We start from the raw sequence: 23,738 nt of genomic DNA, 5'->3' as shown, positions 1-23,738 counted from the left end.
TCACCTAAACTTTGATTTCTAAAACTTCATCTCCAAAATCAATCTGACCTGCTGCCAGACTAGAAATTTCGGGAAAATCAGCAGTATTTGTAATTACCATCGGAGTTATAATTGATTCAGCCTTTTCTTCCACCAGTTCTAAATCAACTGAAATTAACTTATCTCCTGCTTTTACTGTATCCCCTTCTTTAATAAAGGCTTCAAAACCTTCTCCACCCATCTGGACTGTATCCAGTCCAATATGAATTAAGATTTCTACTCCTGATTTTGTTTTCAAACCGACAGCATGCTTTGTATCAAATAAGTTTACCACTTCTGCTTCAACTGGAGCTCGAACTTCTCCTTTTTCTGGTTTAAAAGCTATTCCCTCTCCCAGAATTTTTTGGGCAAAGGTTGGATCCGGTACCTCTGTTAACTCAACTACTTCTCCCTGAATCGGAGATACTAACTTTTCATTTTTCTTTTCTTTATTTTTAGAGTTTTGAACAGCACCCGTTTTACTATCTGCTTCCTCAACTTTTTCTGCAGTTTCAATGTCCAGATTATTATCTTCTACTACAGCCTCAGCAGCAGGCTCTTCTTCAAAACCAATAATCCAGGTGAAAATAAAGGCTCCACCAAAGGCTAAAAGCATCCCGATAATATAATTAAGCAGTGATCCTGATTCAACAATACTCATTCCTGGAAGAGCTGTTAAACCTAAGGCAGTCATCCCCACATTGGTAAAGACAACATAAGCTCCACCGATTGAACCACCAAGAGCAGCTGCGATAAATGGTTTAACGAGCCTTAAATTAACACCAAAGATAGCCGCCTCTGTAATTCCCAGCAGACAGGAGGTAGCAGCAGGAAGTGCAATTGCCTTCATTTTAGGTTTATTTGTCATAAAATAAACGGCCAGTGCCGCTCCACCCTGAGCTGTATTTGCCATCGCCCAGATAGGTAAAAACAAGTTAATTCCCACTTCGGAAATCAGGCCAGCTTCAATAGCATGGAAACTGTGGTGAACCCCACTGATTACAATGGTAGAATATAATCCACCAAAAATTAGACCGGCTAAAATACCTGTTGTCTCATAAATTCCCTGCAGACTTGCTGAAATTCCATCTCCAATCAATCTCATAATCGGTCCAATTCCTACTAAGGATATAAATCCAGTAGTTAGAATTGTTAAAAATGGTGTTAAAATAATATCCAGTGCGTCAGGAACAATTTTTCTAAATGACCTCTCAACATATCCTAAAAACCAGACAGCTACTAAAATTGGTAGTACTGTACCCTGGTAACCGACCATTCCCACCTGCATTCCAAAGACTTCAATTGACTGTTCAATTCCCTCTCCTAAAGTCCAGGCATTCTGCAGAGCCGGGTGAATCATTATTGCCCCCAGCACTGATGCCAGATAAGGATTTGCATTAAATTCTTTGGCTGCACTAAAAGCAACGATAACAGGTAAAAATACAAATGCAGCATTAGAGAACATATCTAATAAAGTAATTAAACCGCTATCCGAATCAACCCAGCCATATGTAGTCATCATACCCAGTAAACCCATCAGCAGACCACTGGCAACAATTGCTGGAATTATTGGCACAAAAATATTTGATAGTGTTCTGGCAAAACGCTGGGCGGGATTGAGGTTTTTCATTGCCGCTCGCTTAACCTCACCCTTACTCGCCTCAGAAATATTAGCAATTTTTATAAACTCAGCGTAAACTTTATTTACTGACCCCTGCCCAATAATTATCTGAAACTGACCTGAGTTAACAAAAGCACCCTTAACCCCGTCGATATTTTCTACAGCACTTTTGTCACTCAAATCTTCATCTTTTAAAACCAGCCTTAATCTTGTCGCACAGTGAGCAGCACTATCAACATTATCCTTACCACCTATTGCTTCAATTACTTCTTCTGCAACCTTTTTATAATCCATCTTGATCCTCCTTGAATTAATTAATAAATTTTTATTATGGTAACGGTTCCAAAAATAAATAAAGTTCTTTTGGGAACGATTCCAAAAGTAAATAAAAATATAAAGTTACTGTTGCTTCTAATAAATTTCTAGACTAAATTTTCCTCACACTATTTCTCTCTATAATCTGATAATCCATAACTTCTTTTGTCTTATGTATTCCGCCATCCAGACAATCCAATAAAATTTCAGCAGCTCTTTCTCCAGTTTTAAGATGATCATAATTAATAGTTGTTATTTCTGGAACTACCCAGGGACTAATATCTGAATTACCAATTCCTACTACAGAAATATCTGCTGGAACCTGAAAACCCTTATCTTTAAGAAACTTAATTGCTCCGAGAGCCAGACGGTCAGTAACTGCAAATACTGCTGTTGGAGTTTCCTCAGCCTTTTCTAAAATGTTTTTCATTCCTCTGTAGCCAGATTGGATACTAAAGTCTCCCTGATACAGGTAGGATTTTTTTATCTCCAACTTATTTTCTGCTAAAACCTTAAGATAAGCTTTTTTTCTAAGTTTTCCTACAGCTACATCACTTTCTTTTACTCCAATATAAGCAATTTTTTTATGCCCCGCGTTGACTAAATAATCGACAATTGAAGCTGCAGCATTAAAATCATCCTGAATTAGACAGGGATAATCTAAAAGTTCACTGCTGTCCTGGCCAACAATAATTACAGGAATCTCAATTTTCTTCAAAACTTCAATATGCTCCTCTGTAATTTCAGTTGCAAAAAATATAATTCCTCTAACTCTTTTTTCTTTTAAAAGCTTTAAATATGTTATTTCATCTTTAATATTTAATTTTGTATTTGTCAGCAATAAATTATAGCCCTTCTGGTACATTATATTGCTGATTCCCTCTACTGCTGAGGAAAAAGTGCTTGTATTTATTTTGGGAAGAACAACACCAATCGTATCAGTTTTATTTCTTTTTAAATTTTTTGCCAGAGAGTTAGGAACATAGCCAGTTTCCTGAATAACCTCTTTCACTTTTTTTCTTGCCCGGTCACTGACATGCTCAGAATCATTAATTACCCTTGAGACCGTTGATTTTGATACTCCTGCCAGTTTAGCAATCTCTTTGATTGTAAGTGTCATTATTTAGCCTCCCTTCATTATACAATATTTTTGGGAACGATTCCAAAAACTATAATGCGATTATACATAATCTAATAATTGTTGTCAAGTTACTTTGGAATGATTAAACTTTTTAATTTAAGACAAAAATTAATATTATCTCTAAAAATATATTTTTTTAAATAAATTGTTTATTTTATACACTTTTTGTAGTATCATTAAATATAGGGAAAGTTGGTAAAATTATTTTTTGGTAAAAATATTCGGAATAATGAGAAAATTATTAAAGGGGGAAACAAAATGGATTTAACAGATGGGTTATTTGAATTATCGGATAAAATCACTGAAATAAGTGATCAAATCAATAGTGAAGAAGCAGCAAAGAATGCTTTTATTATGCCTTTCTTTGATCTGCTTGGTTATGACACTCGTAACCCAATTGAGTTTGTACCTGAATTTACTGCTGATGTTGGAAACAAAAAAGGTGAAAAAGTCGATTATGCAATTGTTATAGACGGCCAGACTCAAATGCTAATTGAAGCAAAATGGTGTAATAATGATAAACTTGACCCACATAATGAACAATTAACCAGATATTTTACAGTTACTAATGCAAAAATAGGTATCTTAACAAATGGTGTAACTTATAAGTTTTATACTGATCTGGAAGTTGAAAATAAAATGGATCGCAAACCATTTCTAGAAATAGATATGACTAACCTGAAGGAACAGGAAATTTCTGAACTAAAAAAGTTCTATAAAGATGCTTTTAATATTGATAATATCCTATCTACTGCAGAAATACTTAAGTACTCAAATGCTATAAAAAGATTAATTACTTCCCAATTTGAAGATCCTGATGAAAATTTTGTTACATATGTTTTGAGTGAAGTTTATGAAGGAAGAAAAACTCAAAATGTAAAGGATAAATTTCAGGATATTATTAAAAAATCAATCTCACAAATTATAAATAGTATGGTAAGAGAAAAATTAGAAAGTGCCTTAGATACTAAAGAGGAACAAGAGGCTGAAGAAGTAGCAGAAGCAATTGAAGAAATTAATGATGCACCAGTTTATGAAACTACTGAGGAAGAACTATCTGGATATTACACTATTAAATCAATTTTTTCCGAATTCACAGATCCTGAAAGAATAACATATAAAGATACACTAAATTATTTCAGTGTTTTACTTGATGATAATACTAGAAAGTGGATTTGTAGATTATATTTTAATTACACTAACTATTATATCGAGTTTCCAGTATATAATGATAAAGGCCACCGAGAAGATGAAGAAAAAGAATATATTGATTCAGTTAATGATTTATATAAATTTAAAAATAGATTTAAACAGATATTTGAAAAACTAGAGAATTAACAAAATAAGGTTCTTATTACAGCCTAAGACTGGAAGTTTTTATTTACAAGTTAATGCTATGGGAGATTGGGAAATTAAGATTGTTAAAGTAGATTAAAATAGAGATTAAAAACATTTTACTAGATATTAATCAAAAAAGACCAGCCGGTTTAATGGCTGGTCTAGTTACCTTGGGTAATTTAAAATAAATGGTGGGGTTAGGCGGATTTGAACCGCCGGCCTACAGATTAGGAATCTGTTGCTCTATCCAGCTGAGCTATAACCCCAAAAGCTATTTATATTTTATAATTTAATATTTAAAATATCAAGTAATATAATGAAGATTTAAACTTAAAATTTGCGCTCAACCTGAGCTGCTAAAAGCTTTTTCAATTTCTTTTTTGCTTTGTTATCCGGTAACTGATCCAGATATTTATGGACTCTGTTGATAAATTCAAGTAAAATTTCTCTACTTTCATCCAGAACCCCAGAATTTTTTACATCGAAAATAATTTCTTTAATAATCCTGTCATCAAGTTGAATTTTATTATATTCAGCATATTTGGTTTTGTATTTATCCTTATTAAGCAGTAAAATTACCGGTAGAGTAATTACTCCCTCTTTTAAATCCTGAGCCAGTATCTTTCCGGTAGCTGCCTCATCACCTTCAAAATCTAATAGATCATCCTGAATCTGAAAAGCCATACCTATTTCTAAGCCTACTTTATATAACAAATTAAGTTTTTTACCTCTAATCCCACTTGTATAAGCACCTAAATAACTGCTTAATGCAAAAAGCAGAGCTGTCTTATGACGAATCCTTCTGTAATAATCGCTAATCCCAATCTGAAGATCAAAACGCTTTTCAGACTGTTCAATTTCTCCTTCACATAGAAGTCGAACATTTTTATTCATTTTTCTTAAGGTTTTTTTATCCAGATATTCAAAAAAGATATCAAAAGTTCGGGAAAGCAAAAAATCTCCAATAAAAACTGCTTCTTTTTTTCCGAATTTACGCTGAGCAGTTTCATTTCCCCGCCTGAGTTCTGCATTATCAATAATATCATCATGGACCAGTGAGGCCATGTGGAGCAGCTCAATTCCACTTCCCAACTGCAGCATTTTTTCTTTATCATAATCTCCAAATGAAGCTGCTAAAAACATCAAAAATGGCCTCATCTTTTTTCCTCCACCACTAATCAGATCTTCAACAGCCTGGTTAATTATTGGTCGTTTTGAACTTGTAATTTCTAAAATATTTTCATTTAATTTAGAACAAATTTTCTGATAAAGCTTATCTTCAATCAGCAAATTTCTCACCTTCAATTACATTAAAATCTGAATCATTTATCTCTACAATCTCTTTCAAACCCGAAGATAGATAAACTTCCAACTCTTCTGTTATAAACATAACATCAACATCTTCCAGATTCTCAATAAATTTCATTCCACGCTCCAGTCCCATCACATAAATAGCTGTAGAAAGAGCATCAGCATCAAAGGAATTTTCACTTATTATACTTACACTGAGCAGATTATTTTCTGCCGGATATCCAGTTTTTGGATCTAAAATATGATGATAAAGTTTACCATCTTCTTCAAAATATCTCTCATAGTTGCCGGAAGTAACAATTGTCTTATCAACAGCATCAACAATTGCCATTACATTTCCTCTACCCTCTCTTGGATCCTGGATTCCAATCTTCCAGGGTGAGCCATCAACTTTGTTACCGATAACAAGTACATTTCCACCCAGATTTACAAAGGCATGCTCTATCTCGTATTCCTGGACAACTTTTTTCACTTCTTCAGCAGCATAACCTTTGGCAATACCGCCCAGATCAATTTTTACTCCAGCCTTTGTTAACTCTGCTGAATTATCATTTAATCTTAAATGTTCATAACCTGTATTGGCTAAAGCTTCTTTGATCTCAGACTCCTCAGGGACAGCAGCATTTTCTGTTCCAATCCCCCAGAGTTCAACCAGAGCTCCAATTGTTGGGTCAAAATCTCCAGCAGTTAATTCTGCATATTCCAGTGCCTTCTCTAATACCTTTTTACTTTCTTTATCAATTTCAATTTCAGTTTCTGGATTATTGTTCAGTTGATAAATATCACTTGTTTCTATGGTTTTACTCATCAAATTTTCAATTTCTCTGATTCTTTTCATACTTTCTTCAACAGCAACTTCTGCATTTTCTCCATGGGCCCGCATCTGGACCAGAGTATCCATCAAAAATACATTATCTTCTGCCTGGGGAATGTCTTCTCCATTATTTCCACAGGCTGTTAAGAATATTAAAGATACTGCAAGTATAGTTAAAAAAATTATTTTTTTGTGTTTGAACAAAGTATCACATCCCATTTATTAATAGTTATTCTATAATAAAGTTAATTTTTACACAAGATAATAAAGACTAATCCCGGGTAAACCACTTACATTTTATCATAAATGCTTAACTTTGCAAATAATTATTCTGAGTAATCCACTAAGAAATTTGCAATTTATTTTCATTATGCTATAATTATAATGTGATAAAAATAACTCATGACTTTTTTTAATAATCCATGTGAAATTATATATTAAATCTTAATAAAACTGGTCATGAAAAAATTACTCTAATAAAATTAAAGAAATACAAATATTAAAGGAGGTAAAAAATTGAGTAATAACATTATAGTACTTGGAGCAGGATATGGTGGAGTAGCTGCTGCCCAAACTCTCCATAAAAAGTTAAAAAAACATCCTGACTCTACAATTACTCTCATTGACAGGAATTCGTATCATACCCTGTTAACAGAATTACATGAGGTGGCAGGTAAGAGGATTGAAGAAGATGCTCTTGAAATTGATTTAGAAAGAATCTTCTCATCAACTCGGGTGAATATAGTTCAGGACGAGATCAACGATATCGATTTCGATAATCAGATTTTAAGTTCTGATGATCACCAGTACAGCTATGATTATTTGATTATGGGAGCCGGCAGTAAGCCAATCTCCTGTGGAGTTGAAGGTGTTGAAGAACATGCCTTTACTCTCTGGTCAATGGATGACTCTAAATCTATCAGAAGACATGTTGAAAAGTGTCTACAGGAAGCACGAATGACAGATGATCAGGCTGAAAGAAAGGAACTGCTTTCATTTGCAGTTGCCGGTGGAGGTTTTACCGGTGTCGAAATGGTTGGTGAATTAATTGAATGGCTTGATGAATACAGTAAAGAATATAATATCCCGCGGGATGAAATAGAAATTTATAACTTTGAAGGTCTTGATCAAATACTTCCAAATCTCAGTGATGAACTGGTTAAAAAAGCAAGTAATTATATGAGAAAGAAGGGAGTTAATGTTAAGACAGGTGAGTTTGTTGATAAAATAGAAGAAAATAAATTAATTTTAAATGATGGCTTAGAAGTCAAAGCTCGAACCATCATCTGGACCTGTGGTGTAGAGGCAGCTGACTTTGCTGCAAATTCTGGTCTGGCTACAAGTCGGGCAAATAGAATTAAAGTTAATAAATATCTGCAGACAGAAAGTTATTCTAATGTCTATGCTATTGGTGATAATGCAGCAGCTCCCTGGAATAATGATCAGATTTTACCTGCTTTAGTGGAATCTGCACAGCAGACAGGTGAATGTGCAGCTAAAAATATTATAGCTGATATTAAAGGTGGCTCCAAAGAAGAACTTGAAGCTAATTTACACGGAGTAATGGTTTCAGTTGGAAGCAGCTATGCAGTAGCTGAAGTAATGGGCTTATCTTTAACGGGAATTCCAGCTATGTTTATGAAACATTCTGTTAACATGTTCTACCGCTTTGAAATTGGTGGATTAAAAGAAACTTACAGTTTAATTACTGATTATATGAAAGAACAGGCTTCTCACAAAGGATTACTGCCAAGTCTATTTGGTTTTGTCAGTGAGACTTCCAGATCACTCTGGCTGGTTCTTTTACGTGTTTTTGTTGGAATCGTGTGGCTGTATGAAGGTTATACTAAAGTAAGAGATGGCTGGCTGCAAAGTGGAGATTATCTGGTTTCTGGAGCTTCATCATCACCGATTGGCGACTATGCTGTCGGCTGGTATGTCTGGTTAAACGAGGCTATAATCTTTAAGTTTCCTCTCTTCTTCCAGACTGTTGTAACTTTAAGTATGATCGGAATCGGGCTCTCTTTAATCTTTGGTTTATTTGCAAGTCTGGGTGCCTTAGGTTCGGCTGGATTTTCAGTTAACTTTTTACTGGCCGGTCAGTATGCACACTGGTCCAGTGACTGGCCCGGACACTTTAGTCCCCTATTCTGGTTCTTCTTTGCTTCAATTGCTTTAATCGGTTCCGGACGCTCCTTTGGCCTGGATTATTATGTTCTGCCCTGGCTGAAGAGTAAAATCTGGAGTAGACCAAAAGATAAAGATCAAGATCTGCAGAAAGTAGTTAAAAAGTAAATTAACGATTAATTTATTCTTGATAAGCTAAATTAAATAAGAAAAAAGCAGGAGCTAAGTTAAAGCTCCTGCTTTTTTTATCTTTTATTTGTTTTTAGCAGCAGTTTTTCTTAATAAATAATTCTAAAACAAATATTTTAAGCTAACTAAAAAATAATCTATTCTATTTCTGGCTCCATAAAATAATTTTTTAAGCTTGCCCTGATTCTGCTGCAGCCTCTTTTCGTCTAAAGCAGCTGCAAAATAAAGACGATCCGAATGATTTTTGCCCACAGCAAAGCTAAAAGCATTGTAGACATCTACAGCTTTAAAACCACTATTTTTAAGCAGTCTTAAAATAGTTTCAATTTTATATCCCCGCTCACTGTGAGTCTCTTCAAAACAGGGAAGCTGGTCATTATCCGGACAGATTTTTAATTTCACCTGCCATAAATTCTCTTTAGCCTTTACAATATCCTCCCAGAAGCATTCATAACTATCTCCCTCAATCACAAATGATTTTTCTTCAATAGTATTAATTCTGCCAACTGAATTCATATCGAAGATGAACAAGCCATCATTATTTAAAGATCGAGCAGCACTTTCAAAACAGCCCTGCAGTTGATCAATATCAGTCAGATAATTAAGGCTGTCAAAGAAGGAAACAATCAAATCAAATTTATCCTTGAAATTAAAATCAGTCATGTTTTGAGCTTTAAAGTTAACGGTTAAATTTCTCTTATTTTGCTGCAGCTGATAGGATGAGTTATTATTTTGGGCCTTAAAGTCACTAAATTTTTGCGAGTTATAAAGTTCAGCCTCCAACTTTTCAGCAGCTTTAGAAAGCATTGCTGAAGATAAATCGAGAGCCGTGATTCTATTCAGTGACTGCAGCTCAATTAATTTTAGAGTCATATTTGAAGTGCCGGAAGCAAGCTCCAGTGCTGACTCGGGCTGGTGCTGATAATATTTTAGTAAATCCCCTAAATAACGGAACCAGTAATTATAAGGAACATTTTTCATTACATCATCGTAAATTTCAGCAAAATATGTGGTATAACTCTGCTCCATTTTTAGCCCCTATCTTTTGCCAGCTGCATTAAAAAATCAAGATATTCATAAACTTCTCTGCTTCCTTCTCCAGTCTGGGCAGAAAAGAAAGTAAAATTATCTTCATCTGTTAAATTTAATTCTTTATAAATTAGTTTTTTCTGTTTAAATTTTTTATTGTTAGATATTTTATCTACCTTGGTGGCAGCAATTAAATAACTTAAACCACTGGCCTGCAGCCATTCGACCATCATTTTATCATCTTTAGTTGGTTTGTGGCGGCAGTCGATAATCTGAACAACTCCGATTAAGTTTTCGCGATAGTTTAAATAGGTGTCAATTAACTCTGCCCAGTCATCTTTGACTTTCTGCGGCACATTTGCAAAACCATAGCCGGGTAAATCAACCAGGTAAAACTTATCATCAATATTAAAGTAATTTAGAGATTGAGTTCTACCCGGAGTATTACTTGTCCTGGCCAGCTTTTTCTGCCTGGTAATTCTGTTGATTAATGATGATTTACCAACATTTGAGCGGCCGCTAAAGGCTACCTCAGGCTGCTGTAGCCTGGGGCAGTCTTCATATTTATAGACACTTTTATAAAATTCAGCATTACTGATCTGCATGATTCTCATCCTCTAATAACAGGATATCCATTACCTCATCCATATGGGAAACAAAAGTTACATTTAAACCTCGGGTAATTTCTTTTTCAATTTCTTTAAATTTATTCTCATTTTTCTTAGGTAAAATAAAGTTATTAATTCCTGCTCTGCGGCCGGCCAGTATTTTTGTTTTTAAACCACCGATCGGCAGCACTCTACCTCTTAAAGAAATTTCTCCAGTCATTGCATAATCACCGCGAACTTTACGCCCTGTTAGAGCTGAAGCAAGAGCAATTGCAATTGTAATTCCTGCAGATGGTCCATCTTTAGGAACTGCACCCTGAGGAACGTGAATATGGATATCATATTTCTTATAAAAACCATCAGTCAGATTTAATTCATTCTGCTTGGAGCGGACATAACTTAAGGCTGCCTGGGCAGACTCTTTCATTACATCACCTAAAGAACCTGTTAGGGTTAATTCTCCCTTGCCGGGAACAACAGCTACCTCGATATCAAGAATATCTCCACCTGCCTGATTATAGGCAAGACCGGTAGCTACTCCAACCCTATCTTCCAGATCACTTTCCTGATGCTCATAATCTGCCAGTCCCAGATATTTTTCTACACTGTTGACTGCAACCAGAGCTTTGTGATCTCTACCTTCCACAAACTCTTTCGCTACCTTGCGGGCAACAGCAGCCAGTTTACGCTCCAGATTTCTTACTCCTGCTTCTCTGGTATATTCTCTAATTACCTTTAAGATAGCATTTGAAGAAATATTAATCTGATCTTCTTCTAAACCGTGATCCTCATAAATTTTAGGCAGCAGATGACCTTCTGCAATCTTTAATTTCTCATCTTCTGTATAGCCGGGAATCTCAATTAATTCCATTCTGTCCAGAAGTGGTGCTGGAATAGTGTGAGCCACATTGGCTGTTGTCACAAATAAAACCTGAGAAAGATCAAATGGTACTTCCAGATAATGGTCTCCAAATTCCTTGTTCTGCTCTGGGTCTAGAACTTCAAGCAGAGCGGATGCTGGGTCTCCTCTAAAATCTGAACTCATCTTATCAACTTCATCCAGCAGAAAAACTGGATTTTTGCTGCCGGCATCACGCATCGCATTAATTATTCTACCTGGACGAGAACCAATATAGGTCCGGCGGTGACCTCTAATTTCTGCCTCATCTCTAACTCCACCTAAGGATAGGCGGACAAAATCTCTGTCCAATGCTCTGGCGATTGAACGTCCAAGTGAGGTTTTACCAACACCGGGAGCACCTACCAGACATAAAATTGGACTCTTTTTAGCCGGAGCCATCTTGCGGACTGCCAGATATTCTAAAATTCTTTCTTTAACATCTTTTAAACCGTAGTGGTCTGTTTCCAAAATCTCCTCTGAATTTTTGATATCAATTTCTTCTTCTTTTTCTTTATTCCAGGGAAGATCTAAAACACAGTCTAAGTAATTACGAATAACTGTGGCCTCTGGTGACATATTTGGTGTTCGATCCAGCTTTTCAATCTCTTCCTCCACTTTTTCAGCCACATTTTCCGGCAAATCGGCCTCTTCCAGTTTTTCATAATACTCTTCTATTTCATCAGTTGAGCTTTTATCTTCGTCAAGTTCATCCTGAATAACCTTCATTTTTTCTCTTAAATAATATTCTTTTTGATTTTTTTCAACTTTCTTTTTGACTCTTTTATTAATATCCTGCTCAATTTTTAAAACTTCAATTTCATCCTGCAGCAGGCTCAGCATTTTTTCCAGCCGCTGAATAATATCTGTTGCCTCCAGCAATTCCTGGAGCTGCTGATATTTCAATTCAACCTGAGAAGAAATCACATCAGCCAGGCGGCCGGGTTCTTCAATATTACTGGCTGACATAATTGTTTCAGCCGGCAGATTGCGATTATATTTAATATATTTTTCAAACTCTTTAACTACAGTTCTCATTAAAGCTTTAACATCAGTAGTTACTTCAACCTTTTCTTCCGGTCGACTTTCTGCTTCTACCAGAAAATATTCTTCTGTGTCAAGATAATCAATAACTTCAGCTCTATCCAAACCTTCTACTACTACTTTAATCATTCCATTTGGGAGCTTAACCAGCTGTTTTACCTCAGCAATTGTACCAAACTGGTAAATATCATCTATTTCAGGCTTCTCTACTGTTTCATCCTTCTGAGCGGCAATAATAATTTTCTTTTCTTCCATCATTGCTTCCTCAAGGGCAGCCACAGATTTATCTCTGCCTACCAGTAAAGGAATTACCATATGTGGAAAAACAATTACACCCCGTGATGCAAGTAGAGGTAGTTCCATAACTTCTTTAATTTCATTTTCTTCAGACATTTATTTTCACCTCTATCAATTATATTTAAAAACTTGCTTCTAATAAATTCATCTACTTTAATAATTCTGGATTCTTTAGCTTTCCCCTCCAAAATCATTCAAAAAAACGAAAGAGATAATACCACTCACTCATCAGGAGTAATATTATCTCTAGATCATCTCTCACAGCTTAAGAATATTAAAGCGTTTACTTTATTTAATCTTTTAGCTGTTAAGCGCTTTCTTCCTCTTCCAGACTCTCATCCTCAATCTCCAGAATTGGATCAGCATCTTCTTCTATAACTTCTTTAGTAATAATACACTTTTTGATTTCTGGTCTTGAAGGCAGATCATACATAATATCTAAAACAGCATTTTCTACAACTGATCTTAAGCCGCGAGCTCCTGTATCACGCTCTAAAGCCTTAGCAGCAATTGATTTTAAAGCTCCATCTGTAAACTCAAGCTCTATATCATCCATTGCAAAGAACTTCTCATACTGTTTTACTAAAGCATTGCGCGGTTCCTTCATAATCCGCACCATATCTTCTGCCTCAAGCTGATCTAAAGTTACCTGAACAGGCATTCTACCAATAAATTCAGGGATTAAACCATAGTGCAGTAAATCCTGAGGCTGAATATGCTTTAGAGTATCTCCAATATTTTTATCCTCTTCTTTGGTCTTGATATCAGCACCAAAACCCATTACCTTTTCGCTGATGCGGGAGTCAATCAATTTCTCCAGACCATCAAAAGCTCCACCAGCAATAAAGAGAATATTGGTTGTATCTATCTGAATAAATTCCTGATGAGGATGTTTGCGCCCACCCTGTGGTGGCACACTGGCAACAGTACCCTCTATGATTTTAAGCAGGGCCTGCTGAACTCCTTCACCGGAAACATCTCTAGTAATCGATGTGTTTTCTGATTTACGAGCTATTTTATCAATTTCATCAACATAGATAATACCCTTTTCAGCTTTTTCTACATCATAATCAGCAGCCTGAATAAGCTTGAGCAGAATGTTTTCGACATCTTCTCCTACATACCCGGCCTCTGTTAAAGATGTAGCATCAGTTATTGCAATTGGTACATCTATTATTTTAGCAAGAGTTTGAGCCATCAGTGTCTTACCACAGCCAGTAGGTCCAACCATCATTATATTACTCTTCTGTAATTCAACATCGTCAACCATCATATTGGAGTTGACACGTTTATAATGATTATAGACAGCTACTGATAAAGATTTCTTGGCTCTTTCCTGACCTATTACATATTGATCTAAATATTCTTTTATCTGTTTGGGCTTTGGAACACTTTCAAATTCAAGTTCCAATTCCTCGTCTAATTCTTCTTCTACAATTTCATTACAGAGCTCTATACATTCATCACAGATATAGACTCCTGGACCGGCAACAAGTTTCTTTACCTGATCCTGGCTTTTACCACAAAAGGAACACTTTAGTTCCCCATCTTCGTGATCATGATCGCCAAATTTGAACATTATATCACCTCTCGGGCTAAATTACTTTTCCTTTAATTCGTTACGGGTAATTACCTCATCAATCAATCCATAATCTACAGCTTCTTCTGCAGTCATGAAATTATCCTTTTCGACATCCTTACCAATTTGTTCTGCACTTTTACCTGTGTGTTTGCTGAGAATATTGTTCAGCAATTCTCTAATTCTCATTAATTCTTTAATATGGATTTCAGCATCAGTTGCTTTTCCCTGTGCTCCACCGGCTGGCTGATGAATCATAACTCTTGCATAAGGAAGAGCATAACGCTTTCCTTCTGCACCAGCAGCAAGCAGCAGGGCACCAGCACTTGCAGCCTGTCCCATACCAATTGTTACAACATCAGGTTTAATATACTGCATTGTATCATACATCGCCAGAGCAGCAGTTACTGAGCCGCCCGGACTGTTTATATATAAATAGATATCTTTATCTGGATTATCTGCTTCTAAAAAGAGCAGCTGTGCAATAACAGTATTTGCTACATCATCTGTTACTGGTGAACCCAAAAATACAATTCTATCCTTTAAAAGTCGGGAATAAATATCATAAGATCTTTCCCCACGATTAGTCTGTTCAACTACCATTGGAATAAGGCTCATCGTTTAAAACCTCCCTTTATTTTTTGGTACCTGGTATCCGAAAATATTTTTGTACCTGATACCTGTATATAATTATATCTAAATAGCTAATGAAAAACAGTTATTGTTTAACATTCTAATCAAAATTTAATTATTATCGATTAAGAAATCAATAGTTTTTTGTCTTCTGATATCTTCTTTGAGCTGAGAAAGCTGTCCCTGCATCTGCAGAATAGCTTTAATTTGTTCTGGATCCTGTTCATGCATTTCTGCAATCTCATTTACCTCATCTTCGATCTCTTCATCTGTAACTTCAATATCTTCTACATCAGCAATAGCTTCCAGAACTAACAGTTCTTTTGCTCTCTCAGAAGCTGTTTCTTTATTCTGTTCTCTCCAGCCTTCTTCGTCCATACCCATATAGCCCAGGTAGTCTTCTACATCCATACCCTGCTGGGAAATAGACTGAGATAAACGCTGGAACATTTGATCAAGCTGCTCATCTACAAGAGTATCAGTCATATTAACTTCAGCGTTTTCACTTGCTTTTTTAATTAATTCTTCTCTAAAGTTATTTTCAGCTGAATTTTCCTTCTGCTCAGCTAATTCTTCTTCAATGCTAACTCTTAATTCTTCCATTGTTTCGTAATCACTTGCTTCTTTAGCAAAGTCATCATCTAATTCCGGTCTCTGCTTAACTTTAATTTCTTTAAGGAGTACATCAAAGGAAGCATCTGCTCCAGCAAGATCATCTGCATGATAATCTTCCGGGAATGTTACTTCTACAGATTTTTCTTCTCCAACCTTCATTCCAACTAACTGTTCTTCAAATCCTGGAATAAAGCTTCCGGAGCCAATTTCTAAACTGTATTCTTCTGCAGAACCACCAGGGAATTCTTCCCCATCTACATAACCGGTAAAGTCAATAATTGCAAAATCGCCTTCCTGCAGTTCTTCACGCTCTGCAGTAGTTAGCTGGCTGTGTTCATCCTGCATTTTTTCCAGACGCTGAGCAATTTCTTCATCTTTTACATCAGTATCTTCTTTTTCAATACCTAAACCTTTATAATCACCAAGTTCAACTTCAGGTTTAACCTCTACTATTGCAGTGAAAGTAGCAGCCTCTCCCTTAGAGATATAAAAATCTTCTATATCAGGTTGAGCAATCGGTTCAATATCTGCTTCCTCTACAGCTTCACTGTATCCCTGAGGAATCAGAATATCAAGTGCATCTTTATGCAGAACTTCTTCCCCAAATCTCTGTTCAATAATTTTGCGGGGAGCTTTACCCTTTCTAAAACCAGGAATCTCTATATCTTTAACTACCTGACGATAAGCCTGCTCAAGAGCCTCATCTACCTGATCACTTTCTATTTCAACTTCCAGTTTAACTTTATTACCTTCCAGTACTTCTTTTTTTACTTCCATTAATATTCCTCCTAACTGATATTTAAATAAAACTTTTAAAAAAACTCTCTATATGTTAATAATCCCCGATCTGGCACCGGGCCAATATCGGGGGTCAATGACAGAATTATTAAATGGTGCGAAAGGTGGGACTCGAACCCACACGGGGATTGCCCACTAGATCCTAAATCTAGCGCGTCTGCCAATTCCGCCACTTTCGCATAGTAAATAATGCTGTGAGTGAAAACTTCTTTTTTTCTTTTTCACAAAAAGCACATATAATGTTAGCACAGCTTTTTGCTCTTGTCAAGGATTTTTTAAAAATTATCAGCTAAATTTCAAAATTTAATAATTATTGAAATCTAAATCCCTGCAGCAAAATTTTCATCTTTTCAATTATATAATAAATCTGAGGAAATTTCCAGTGAATTTTAAAATTAATTTAATCTTTTTCGATTTCTATCTCTATTGTTTCTGATTCCAGCTCTTTCCACCTGCGAAAATGCTCGAGTTCCTGAGAAAGCTGTCTGAAGGCAAGAATAAAAGCAGCTGCATCATCTGTAAAACCAATCCCAGGTAAAAAATCAGGTATAAGATCTGTTGGCAAAATGAGATAGGCCAGGGTTGCAACTATCCAGCCTACTGCAGCCTCATTAAGTTCAAAATTACCCTTTGAATACTCACTCAGCATTTCCAGCAGTTCTGTAACTTTATCTATAAAAGGTAGTTTATAATTTTTCGCTTCAATAAATTCACGACTTCGATCGAGAATTCTGCTTACACTTTCATGTCCGGTACCCCATTTATTGGTCAAACGGCCCAGAAAAGCAAGCAGTTCATTGTTATTAAAATCTTTTTTCATATTTTCACCACCTGTTATTGATTATCTTAGTCTGATTACTTACCTCTTTAGTACTCTAAATTATTCACTGGGAATTATCAGGTTTCATTAGTGATAGGTCCACTTTTCTTCCTTTAACATTTAAAGATCTGTTTAATAACTCCTCTACAGCTGCAAATTTATCGATATACATTTCTTCAGTTGTAAACTTAGCATAATGTCGATGCAGAAAATTATCTATTCCCATAAATAAAATCTCTGTAACTTCTTCCGGATAATCAGTTTCAAACTCTCCTCTTTCCACACCTTCTTTTACTATAGCAGTAAAAATAGGCATAAATTTATTCCAGAATTCTTTGTTTCTTTCTTTCATAAATTTAGCATTTTCATCAATTTTAAAGAATTCATAAACTTTAAAGTTACCCCTTCTGCTAAATATCAAGCGTAAAATAACCTTTTCTAATTTTTCCAGAGAAGACATTTCTTTGTTTTCTAATACATGTCTTGCTTTTTTTTCGGTTTTTCTGTACCTTTTTTCTAAAAGAGATGAAATAATATCTTCCTTAGTATCAAAATAATAATAAAACGTACCCTTTGCTACTCCTGCTCGAGCTGCAATATCTTTAACAGTTGTCTTTTCGAAGCCTTCTTCAATAAATAGTTTTTCAGCTTCATTTAATATTGTATTACGCCTCTGAAGCGATTTTTTTGTTTGTTTTGCCACTCTTATTAACCCCCACTTATTTTTTTGACTTAAAGTCAAGACAGAGTGATTTCATTATAGCACAAGTTTTCTACAAATTAAATCATTTATCTTAATTATATCCTTTATAAAAGTTATTAGTCAAGATTATTAATAAGATAAATTAATAAAGGGCAGAAAAAATCAATCAAATAATTTAGTCCTGCTAAAATTAGGCATAAAAAAAGACACCGTTAAAGGTGTTTAAATGGGGTGGATGATGGGGCTTGAACCCACGGCCTCGGGAGCCACAATCCCGCGCTCTAGCCAACTGAGCTACATCCACCATATTTGGTTTTAATTTTAAAATGGCGCGCCCGACAGGATTCGAACCTGTGGCCTACGGATTAGAAGTCCGTTGCTCTATCCGGGCTGAGCTACGGGCGCATAAAATGGAGCGGGAAACGAGACTCGAACTCGCGACCCTCAGCTTGGAAGGCTGATGCTCTAGCCAACTGAGCTACTCCCGCTTAAAAATTTGCTATAATTTAAAATGGTCGGAGCGAAAGGATTTGAACCTTCGACCCCCTGCTCCCAAAGCAGGTGCGCTACCAAACTGCGCCACGCTCCGACGTGTTTTGTGCCGCAAAAATTAATAACTTTTTTCGCGACGACAATTAATAGTATATAGTAAATGCCGCTTTCGGTCAAAGAGAAAAACGGCATTTATCAACCTTTAGGACAGATTAAATAGTTAATACTTCTATTTTTTAGTTGTAGCTCTCTTTTAGTTTGGTTTTCATTTTCTTTAATGCCCGGCCTCGATGGCTGATTTTATTCTTTTCTGCCTGGCTAATCTGGGCCATAGTCAGGCCATATTCAGGTAGATAAAAGATAGGGTCATAGCCAAAACCATTTTCACCGGCAGGCTCTTCGGCAATAATACCTTCACATCGACCTTCTGCAGTAATTTCAATCTTTCTAAAAGGATCTACCAGAGCGATCACTGAAATAAAGGCTGCCTTTCTTTTGGACTCTGGCTGTCCTTTTAAAAGCTTTAGTATCTTTAAGTACTTCTGCTGATCATCCAAATCTTCTCCCCCAAAACGAGCCGAATATATTCCGGGGGCTCCATCCAGATAGTCTACAGAAAGACCTGAATCATCAGCAAGTACAATCTGGTTTAGTTCTTCTGCCCTCTGCCTTGCCTTTTTTAGGGCATTCTCTCTGTAAGTTTTGCCATCTTCTACAACCTCCGGCAGATCAAGTTCCGGGTCAAGACCTTCAAAATCAAAGTTAAGATCAGCAAAGAAGGCCTTGATTTCTTCTATCTTGTGCTGGTTACCGCTGCCAATAATAATTTTCTCCATACTATTCACCTACCAGAGCCAGCTTTTGTTCTTCTATTAGTTCTAAAATCCCCTTTTCTGCCAGATCATAGAGCTGATCAAGCTCATCTCTGCTGAAAGGATGTTCTTCGGCTGTTCCCTGGATCTCAATTATTTCTCCTGCTTCTGTCATTGCAATATTCATATCTACCTGAGCCTTAAAATCCTCTTCGTAGCAGAGGTCCAGCATTGGTGTTCCATCAACTATACCTACACTTGTGGCCGCCATATATCCATTTAAAGGATTTTCCTCCAGCTTACCTTCAGCAAGCATAAAATTAACTGCATCTACCAGAGCAACATAGGCACCGGTAATTGAAGCAGTTCTGGTTCCACCATCAGCCTGCAGGACATCACAGTCTACCCAGATTGTGCGCTCTCCCATTTTATCAAGATCGATAATTGCTCTTAAGCTCCTGCCAATCAGACGCTGAATCTCCTGAGTTCTGCCGCTTAATTTCCTTTTGGCAGCTTCTCTAATATTTCTATCCTGGGTAGCTCTGGGCAGTAAAGAATATTCAGCAGTTAACCAGCCTTTATTCTGACCTCTTAAAAAGTAGGGAACACTGTCTTCAATAGATACATTACATAAGACCATAGTATCACCGGTTTCTACTAAAACAGAACCTTCGGCATATTTGGTATAGTTTCTGGTAATTTCAACTTCTCTTAATTGATTTACTTTTCTTCCATCATTACGCATTATATAATTTCCTCCCAATTGAATTCTTGACTAAAAATATTTTCTTCTTTAAATTCTAATACTTCCAGGCCTAAAAATCTGCGTCCATGTTCCAGAAACCTTCTAGAAATTCTGCTCTGATCACTCACAATAAACTTATGCTCAGCCTCAGCTGCAGCTTTATTCTTTAATAGGCCTATTTTATTTAGAGTTTCCTTAACCTCAACCGCCATCTCATGGGCAGGGTTAATTAAAGTTACCTCAGCTCCCATTATCTCTGCCAAAACTGGACTTAGATAAGGAAAATGGGTACAGCCCAAAATCAAAGAATCAACTTCAGCTTCTTTGAGCGGCTGCAGATATTTTTTGGCAGTTTTTTTGACTTCAGGACCGTCAAATTTGCCTTCTTCTACCAGATCAACAAATTCCGGGCAGGCCTCAGCGAAGAGACCAGCCTCACTGTTCAACTTCAATATTGCCTCCTGATAGGCACGACTGTTTACTGTTCCTTCTGTGCCGATAACTGCAATTTTTTGACTGCTGCTGATTTTTACTGCTTTAGCAGCAGCACTTTTTATCATTCCAAAAATTGGTATATCAAATTTATTTTGAACATAGTCCAGAGCTGCAGAAGTAGCTGTATTGCAGGCAATAACAACCGCTTTGACATTTTTTTCGGTGATCAAATAGTTTATTATTTTTTCTACATATTCCCTGACTAAATTTAAATCCTTTGGTCCATAAGGAAGATGCAGAGTATCACCATAGTAAATAATATCTTCTTCTGGCAGCAGTTTAAAAATCTCGCGAGCAACTGTCAGGCCTCCAACACCTGAATCCAGCAGCCCAATTGCTCTATTTGAGTCCTCCAACAAAACCAACTCCTAATTATTTAATTAACTACCCTCAGTTAGTTTTTGATTGTACATCAAGGGCTGGCTTAAGTCAAGATGACCAACCAGACTTTCAACTTCTTCCCCTTCAATCAATATCCTGACATTCTGAATTTGCTCCAGAGCAGTATAAGAATTTACAATTGAATAAACAGTAAGTAATTCTCCAGTACTTCCACCCCAGTGGTTATCCTTTAAAGCCCGATTGAAATTTAAGACAATCAGTTCACCTTCTATCTCATATTCAAGCAGCTGACTGCCGTCAGGAATTGTTGCCCCCAGTTCACTGCTTTCCGGGCCAGCTTTAAGTTCTTCAAATATCTGCAGATACAAATCTTTGTCCTGGTCAATTTCTCTTTCTTCCAGCCGCAGATAATTGGCATCTTCAGTTGAAAAATAAACTGTAAGCTTATTATCGGCAGAGAAATTATTATAAAATAGAAAAAGAAGATAGAGCACTGCTGCTGTCAGCAGTAACAGCCTTAAAACAAGCAGCAGCTTTCTTTTTTGAGCAGGACTTAAGATAGTCTTATTGGCAGCCATATTATCTTCCTCCATTCTCTTCAAGATAATCAAGGATTCCTTCTGTAATAAGTGATGCTGCCTGTTTCTGAAAATCTCTTGTTTGAAGCATCTTCTCCTCCTTGAGATTACTCAAAAAGGCTACTTCAACCAGAGCAGAAGGCATTTTAGTATATTTGATAACATAAAAGTTGCTTTCTTTAATTCCACGATCATAAATACTGAGACCCCGACCGAGCTTATCGTGTATTTTTTCTGCCAGAAATCTATTCTGATTATCCTCATTTTGATTATAATATGTTTCTACACCACCTGTTTGTGGGTTATTAAATGAGTTGGCGTGAATACTTATAAATAAGTCTGCATTACTTGCATTGGCAAACTTTACTCTCTGCTGTAAGGAATGGAACTGATCTGAATTTCTGGTTAAAAGCACTTCGTGATTTTTTTCTGTCAGCTGTCTGGCAATTTCTCTAGCAATTGCCAGATTAGGAACCTTCTCTTTTAAACCTGTAGCTCCTATTGCTCCCGGGTCAAAACCTCCATGACCTGCATCAACTACTATCAGCCGCCGTTCGAATTCTCGTTTTTCTTCCATCTCCTGATTTAAATAGTGCTTAGCCAGAGCAATTTTTATTCCGTGCTGATCCTGATATGTCTCAACCTGATGGCTGTAATAATCATTCAATTCAAATACAAGCCTGGTGACTTCCTCTCCTTCTAGCTGATAATTACTGCTTCTAATATTTTTGATTAAAGAACTTTTAGCAATCGAATCAAATTTATCTAAATTATTTAAGGTATTTTTAAAATCAACAACAATTCGGTGAGGATAATTAAATTTCTTAACCTCATATTCAGCTCTGCCATTCATTAAAATATTCAGATACTGATAATCTTCATTATCCTCAGTTTCAATTTCTTTAAATTTATTTTTTAAGTTAATTGTGTACTGATAGAGCCCGTCTTTCTGTTCTTCAACCCATTCATAACCAGTAAGCTCTTCCAGATCAGCAACAATTCTAACTGTCTGCTCATCAAATCTTGCAGTTCTCAGATTTTTTATTAAAGAATTATTGACCTCTATTTTATCCCTAATTCCACTACCACGGTCAACATGATAAAGATTCATTACCAGTCTAGGTGGGCTTTCCAGTAAAAATAGTTCCGGATTCAGAGCTGAAGAAGAGCTGAAACTAAAACTTCCATCAGCATATTGAAGATCTGTAATTTCCGAGCGCTGTCCCGGTTTAAATGTCAGTAGATTATTTTTTTCTCTTTTGATCGGTTTAAAAATGTCACCATTTGCCATTGTAGCTTCAATTCTTAAAATCACCGGGTCAAGATCATGCTGCTTTACCATGATATCCTTAATCAGGGGATGTTCTTCAATATCCAGATCAAAGTTACCGATAACTACTGAAGGAATATCTATAATCATTTTTTTGCTTTCAGAAATATATTTGGTCCGGGCATCAGGCATTTCTCCAGTCGCCTCAACACTTAAAATATTATCTTCATTAATTCGGATATCTTTAAGCTGAGGTAGGAAACTGAGTACCAGTGAGTCCTCATGTTCATAAACTCCTCCATCTATCTGGAAAGGGATAGGAGTTCTACTTTTAATAACCAGCCGCAATAAAGCCTTATCAGGAACATTAACAACCCTTAAATAGTAATTGTTGTTTGAAATATTATCACTAAATTCCTGGTCAATTTCTGCTTTATCAATTTCGATAGTAATTTCACTGCCATCTTCACTATGTAAAATTCTATACGGGGTTATCTCATCCATTTTGATCTGAAGCTGATTCCCATCTTCCTGCCAGGATACATTATTAATGGTAGTCTCTGGCTGAAAGATATATAACTCTTCTTTGTCTCGCTGATATTCAAGCAGATAACCAAAAGCTTCTATCGATTTTGCCAGTGGAATATAAGCCTGATTATCAACAAGCTGCAGACCGGCTTCTGTCCTTAAGGCGTCATTCCCGATCTGAATATATCGGCTCTGAGCCATAATTTTAATTGTAACATCCTGAGACTCCATCTCCAGTGATTTTAAAGCAGGTCTCCAGGTTAAATCTGCATCCAGTAATTCCGCCAGGTCCCTTGCTTTAATCAGCAGCTCACCTTCACGCTTTACTGTTTTTATTTCCGAAGTAATATCATTACCATTAAAATAGATTGTATTTTGAGCTGCAGCTCTACTGCTTAGTGTTAATATAAATAAAATTATTATTAAAATTGCAGTGCCATATTTTCTGGAAACTGACAAGGAAACCCCTCCTTACTTCTAAATCACTAGCATTGCATAAAAATATTTAAGCATTGTCAAATTTAAGTTATTGAGAACATATACTATCTACAGAATATTCAGTCACTACCTTATCCTTT

Annotated in this window: 19 protein-coding genes and 6 tRNA genes; 2 read left to right on the top strand and 23 right to left on the bottom strand. The window is 36.2% G+C overall.

The window, feature by feature from the left end:
• Nucleotides 1-4 precede the first annotated feature (4 nt).
• Nucleotides 5-1,933, bottom strand: coding sequence for a sucrose-specific PTS transporter subunit IIBC (locus C8C76_RS10120; RefSeq protein ID WP_108141275.1), 1,929 nt, complete (start codon nucleotides 1,931-1,933; stop codon nucleotides 5-7).
• 133 nt (nucleotides 1,934-2,066) lie between these two features.
• Nucleotides 2,067-3,074 carry a LacI family DNA-binding transcriptional regulator gene (locus tag C8C76_RS10115; RefSeq protein WP_108141273.1) on the bottom strand — a complete coding sequence of 336 codons (1,008 nt, stop codon included), beginning with the start codon at nucleotides 3,072-3,074 and terminating at the stop codon, nucleotides 2,067-2,069.
• A 279-nt stretch (nucleotides 3,075-3,353) separates the two neighbouring features.
• Here C8C76_RS10115 and C8C76_RS10110 point away from each other — a divergent pair, with 279 nt between their 5' ends.
• A complete protein-coding gene (locus C8C76_RS10110; protein WP_108141271.1) occupies nucleotides 3,354-4,433 on the top strand; it encodes a type I restriction endonuclease in 1,080 nt (359 codons plus the stop codon).
• 189 nt (nucleotides 4,434-4,622) lie between these two features.
• On the opposite strand, the gene C8C76_RS10105 is transcribed toward C8C76_RS10110, so the two are convergent.
• The 3 genes from C8C76_RS10105 to C8C76_RS10095 form a co-directional block, all read right to left on the bottom strand.
• A tRNA-Arg gene (locus C8C76_RS10105) sits at nucleotides 4,623-4,699 on the bottom strand.
• Nucleotides 4,700-4,763: 64 nt separating this feature from the next.
• Complete coding sequence (locus tag C8C76_RS10100) at nucleotides 4,764-5,732, bottom strand: polyprenyl synthetase family protein (RefSeq protein ID WP_258222475.1); 969 nt, start codon at nucleotides 5,730-5,732, stop codon at nucleotides 4,764-4,766.
• On the bottom strand, nucleotides 5,713-6,762 hold the full coding sequence (locus tag C8C76_RS10095) for an FAD:protein FMN transferase (protein WP_258222474.1): 1,050 nt from the start codon (nucleotides 6,760-6,762) through the stop codon (nucleotides 5,713-5,715). Before C8C76_RS10095 ends, C8C76_RS10100 begins: the two co-directional genes overlap by 20 nt.
• A 312-nt stretch (nucleotides 6,763-7,074) precedes the next feature.
• Here C8C76_RS10095 and C8C76_RS10090 point away from each other — a divergent pair, with 312 nt between their 5' ends.
• The gene (locus C8C76_RS10090) at nucleotides 7,075-8,853 is read left to right on the top strand and encodes an FAD-dependent oxidoreductase (RefSeq protein WP_108141265.1); all 1,779 of its coding nucleotides are present in this window, start codon (nucleotides 7,075-7,077) and stop codon (nucleotides 8,851-8,853) included.
• A gap of 123 nt (nucleotides 8,854-8,976) precedes the next feature.
• Here C8C76_RS10090 and C8C76_RS10085 read toward each other — a convergent pair whose 3' ends face one another.
• The 18 genes from C8C76_RS10085 to C8C76_RS10000 all read right to left on the bottom strand — a co-directional run bounded on the left by C8C76_RS10085 (nucleotide 8,977) and on the right by C8C76_RS10000 (nucleotide 23,619).
• Nucleotides 8,977-9,903, bottom strand: coding sequence for a class I SAM-dependent DNA methyltransferase (locus C8C76_RS10085; RefSeq protein WP_108141263.1), 927 nt, complete (start codon nucleotides 9,901-9,903; stop codon nucleotides 8,977-8,979).
• A gap of 2 nt (nucleotides 9,904-9,905) precedes the next feature.
• Nucleotides 9,906-10,508 (bottom strand): ribosome biogenesis GTP-binding protein YihA/YsxC, encoded by a 603-nt coding sequence (gene yihA / locus C8C76_RS10080; RefSeq protein ID WP_108141254.1) that lies wholly within the window; start codon nucleotides 10,506-10,508, stop codon nucleotides 9,906-9,908.
• Nucleotides 10,495-12,846, bottom strand: coding sequence for an endopeptidase La (gene lon / locus C8C76_RS10075; protein ID WP_108141252.1), 2,352 nt, complete (start codon nucleotides 12,844-12,846; stop codon nucleotides 10,495-10,497). Before lon ends, yihA begins: the two co-directional genes overlap by 14 nt.
• A 211-nt stretch (nucleotides 12,847-13,057) precedes the next feature.
• On the bottom strand, nucleotides 13,058-14,329 hold the full coding sequence (gene clpX, locus C8C76_RS10070; protein WP_108141250.1) for an ATP-dependent Clp protease ATP-binding subunit ClpX: 1,272 nt from the start codon (nucleotides 14,327-14,329) through the stop codon (nucleotides 13,058-13,060).
• A gap of 21 nt (nucleotides 14,330-14,350) precedes the next feature.
• Entirely contained in the window at nucleotides 14,351-14,947 is a 597-nt protein-coding gene (clpP, locus tag C8C76_RS10065; protein ID WP_108141248.1) for an ATP-dependent Clp endopeptidase proteolytic subunit ClpP, read from the bottom strand.
• 126 nt (nucleotides 14,948-15,073) lie between these two features.
• Nucleotides 15,074-16,354: a trigger factor gene (gene tig, locus C8C76_RS10060; RefSeq protein ID WP_108141246.1), complete on the bottom strand. Its 1,281-nt coding sequence runs from the start codon at nucleotides 16,352-16,354 to the stop codon at nucleotides 15,074-15,076.
• Nucleotides 16,355-16,468: 114 nt separating this feature from the next.
• A tRNA-Leu gene (locus tag C8C76_RS10055) sits at nucleotides 16,469-16,554 on the bottom strand.
• A 221-nt stretch (nucleotides 16,555-16,775) separates the two neighbouring features.
• Nucleotides 16,776-17,195 (bottom strand): YkvA family protein, encoded by a 420-nt coding sequence (locus C8C76_RS10050; RefSeq protein WP_108141244.1) that lies wholly within the window; start codon nucleotides 17,193-17,195, stop codon nucleotides 16,776-16,778.
• 64 nt (nucleotides 17,196-17,259) lie between these two features.
• Nucleotides 17,260-17,898, bottom strand: a complete 639-nt coding sequence (locus C8C76_RS10045; protein ID WP_108141242.1) for a TetR/AcrR family transcriptional regulator — start codon at nucleotides 17,896-17,898, stop codon at nucleotides 17,260-17,262.
• A 227-nt stretch (nucleotides 17,899-18,125) separates the two neighbouring features.
• Nucleotides 18,126-18,202 (bottom strand) — tRNA-His (locus tag C8C76_RS10040).
• Between the two features lie 23 nt (nucleotides 18,203-18,225).
• Nucleotides 18,226-18,303 (bottom strand) — tRNA-Arg (locus C8C76_RS10035).
• A gap of 6 nt (nucleotides 18,304-18,309) precedes the next feature.
• Nucleotides 18,310-18,386, bottom strand: a tRNA-Gly gene (locus C8C76_RS10030).
• Between the two features lie 24 nt (nucleotides 18,387-18,410).
• Nucleotides 18,411-18,487 (bottom strand) — tRNA-Pro (locus C8C76_RS10025).
• A 139-nt stretch (nucleotides 18,488-18,626) separates the two neighbouring features.
• Complete coding sequence (locus C8C76_RS10020) at nucleotides 18,627-19,226, bottom strand: XTP/dITP diphosphatase (protein ID WP_108141240.1); 600 nt, start codon at nucleotides 19,224-19,226, stop codon at nucleotides 18,627-18,629.
• A gap of 1 nt (nucleotide 19,227) precedes the next feature.
• Nucleotides 19,228-19,947, bottom strand: a complete 720-nt coding sequence (rph, locus tag C8C76_RS10015; RefSeq protein ID WP_108141239.1) for a ribonuclease PH — start codon at nucleotides 19,945-19,947, stop codon at nucleotides 19,228-19,230.
• Nucleotides 19,947-20,798: a glutamate racemase gene (gene murI / locus C8C76_RS10010; RefSeq protein ID WP_108141237.1), complete on the bottom strand. Its 852-nt coding sequence runs from the start codon at nucleotides 20,796-20,798 to the stop codon at nucleotides 19,947-19,949. Before murI ends, rph begins: the two co-directional genes overlap by 1 nt.
• Nucleotides 20,799-20,822: 24 nt before the next feature.
• Nucleotides 20,823-21,362, bottom strand: a complete 540-nt coding sequence (locus C8C76_RS10005) for a GerMN domain-containing protein (protein ID WP_108141235.1) — start codon at nucleotides 21,360-21,362, stop codon at nucleotides 20,823-20,825.
• Between the two features lies 1 nt (nucleotide 21,363).
• Nucleotides 21,364-23,619 (bottom strand): N-acetylmuramoyl-L-alanine amidase family protein, encoded by a 2,256-nt coding sequence (locus C8C76_RS10000; protein WP_108141233.1) that lies wholly within the window; start codon nucleotides 23,617-23,619, stop codon nucleotides 21,364-21,366.
• Nucleotides 23,620-23,738: the final 119 nt, after the last annotated feature.

The organism is Halanaerobium saccharolyticum, from assembly GCF_003053565.1.
GTDB classification, from domain to species: domain Bacteria; phylum Bacillota; class Halanaerobiia; order Halanaerobiales; family Halanaerobiaceae; genus Halanaerobium; species Halanaerobium saccharolyticum_B.
This window is presented reverse-complemented; position numbering and strand designations above follow the sequence as displayed.

Excerpts from the sequence above, each read along its gene's own strand:
- C8C76_RS10120 (WP_108141275.1), bottom strand. The coding sequence starts at position 1,933 with ATGGATTATAAAAAGGTTGCAGAAGAAGTAATTGAAGCAATAGGTGGT.
- C8C76_RS10115 (WP_108141273.1), bottom strand. The coding sequence starts at position 3,074 with ATGACACTTACAATCAAAGAGATTGCTAAACTGGCAGGAGTATCAAAA.
- C8C76_RS10110 (WP_108141271.1), top strand. The coding sequence starts at position 3,354 with ATGGATTTAACAGATGGGTTATTTGAATTATCGGATAAAATCACTGAA.
- C8C76_RS10085 (WP_108141263.1), bottom strand. The coding sequence starts at position 9,903 with ATGGAGCAGAGTTATACCACATATTTTGCTGAAATTTACGATGATGTA.
- yihA (WP_108141254.1), bottom strand. The coding sequence starts at position 10,508 with ATGCAGATCAGTAATGCTGAATTTTATAAAAGTGTCTATAAATATGAA.
- lon (WP_108141252.1), bottom strand. The coding sequence starts at position 12,846 with ATGTCTGAAGAAAATGAAATTAAAGAAGTTATGGAACTACCTCTACTT.
- clpX (WP_108141250.1), bottom strand. The coding sequence starts at position 14,329 with ATGTTCAAATTTGGCGATCATGATCACGAAGATGGGGAACTAAAGTGT.
- clpP (WP_108141248.1), bottom strand. The coding sequence starts at position 14,947 with ATGAGCCTTATTCCAATGGTAGTTGAACAGACTAATCGTGGGGAAAGA.
- tig (WP_108141246.1), bottom strand. The coding sequence starts at position 16,354 with ATGGAAGTAAAAAAAGAAGTACTGGAAGGTAATAAAGTTAAACTGGAA.
- C8C76_RS10050 (WP_108141244.1), bottom strand. The coding sequence starts at position 17,195 with ATGAAAAAAGATTTTAATAACAATGAACTGCTTGCTTTTCTGGGCCGT.
- C8C76_RS10020 (WP_108141240.1), bottom strand. The coding sequence starts at position 19,226 with ATGGAGAAAATTATTATTGGCAGCGGTAACCAGCACAAGATAGAAGAA.
- rph (WP_108141239.1), bottom strand. The coding sequence starts at position 19,947 with ATGCGTAATGATGGAAGAAAAGTAAATCAATTAAGAGAAGTTGAAATT.
- C8C76_RS10005 (WP_108141235.1), bottom strand. The coding sequence starts at position 21,362 with ATGGCTGCCAATAAGACTATCTTAAGTCCTGCTCAAAAAAGAAAGCTG.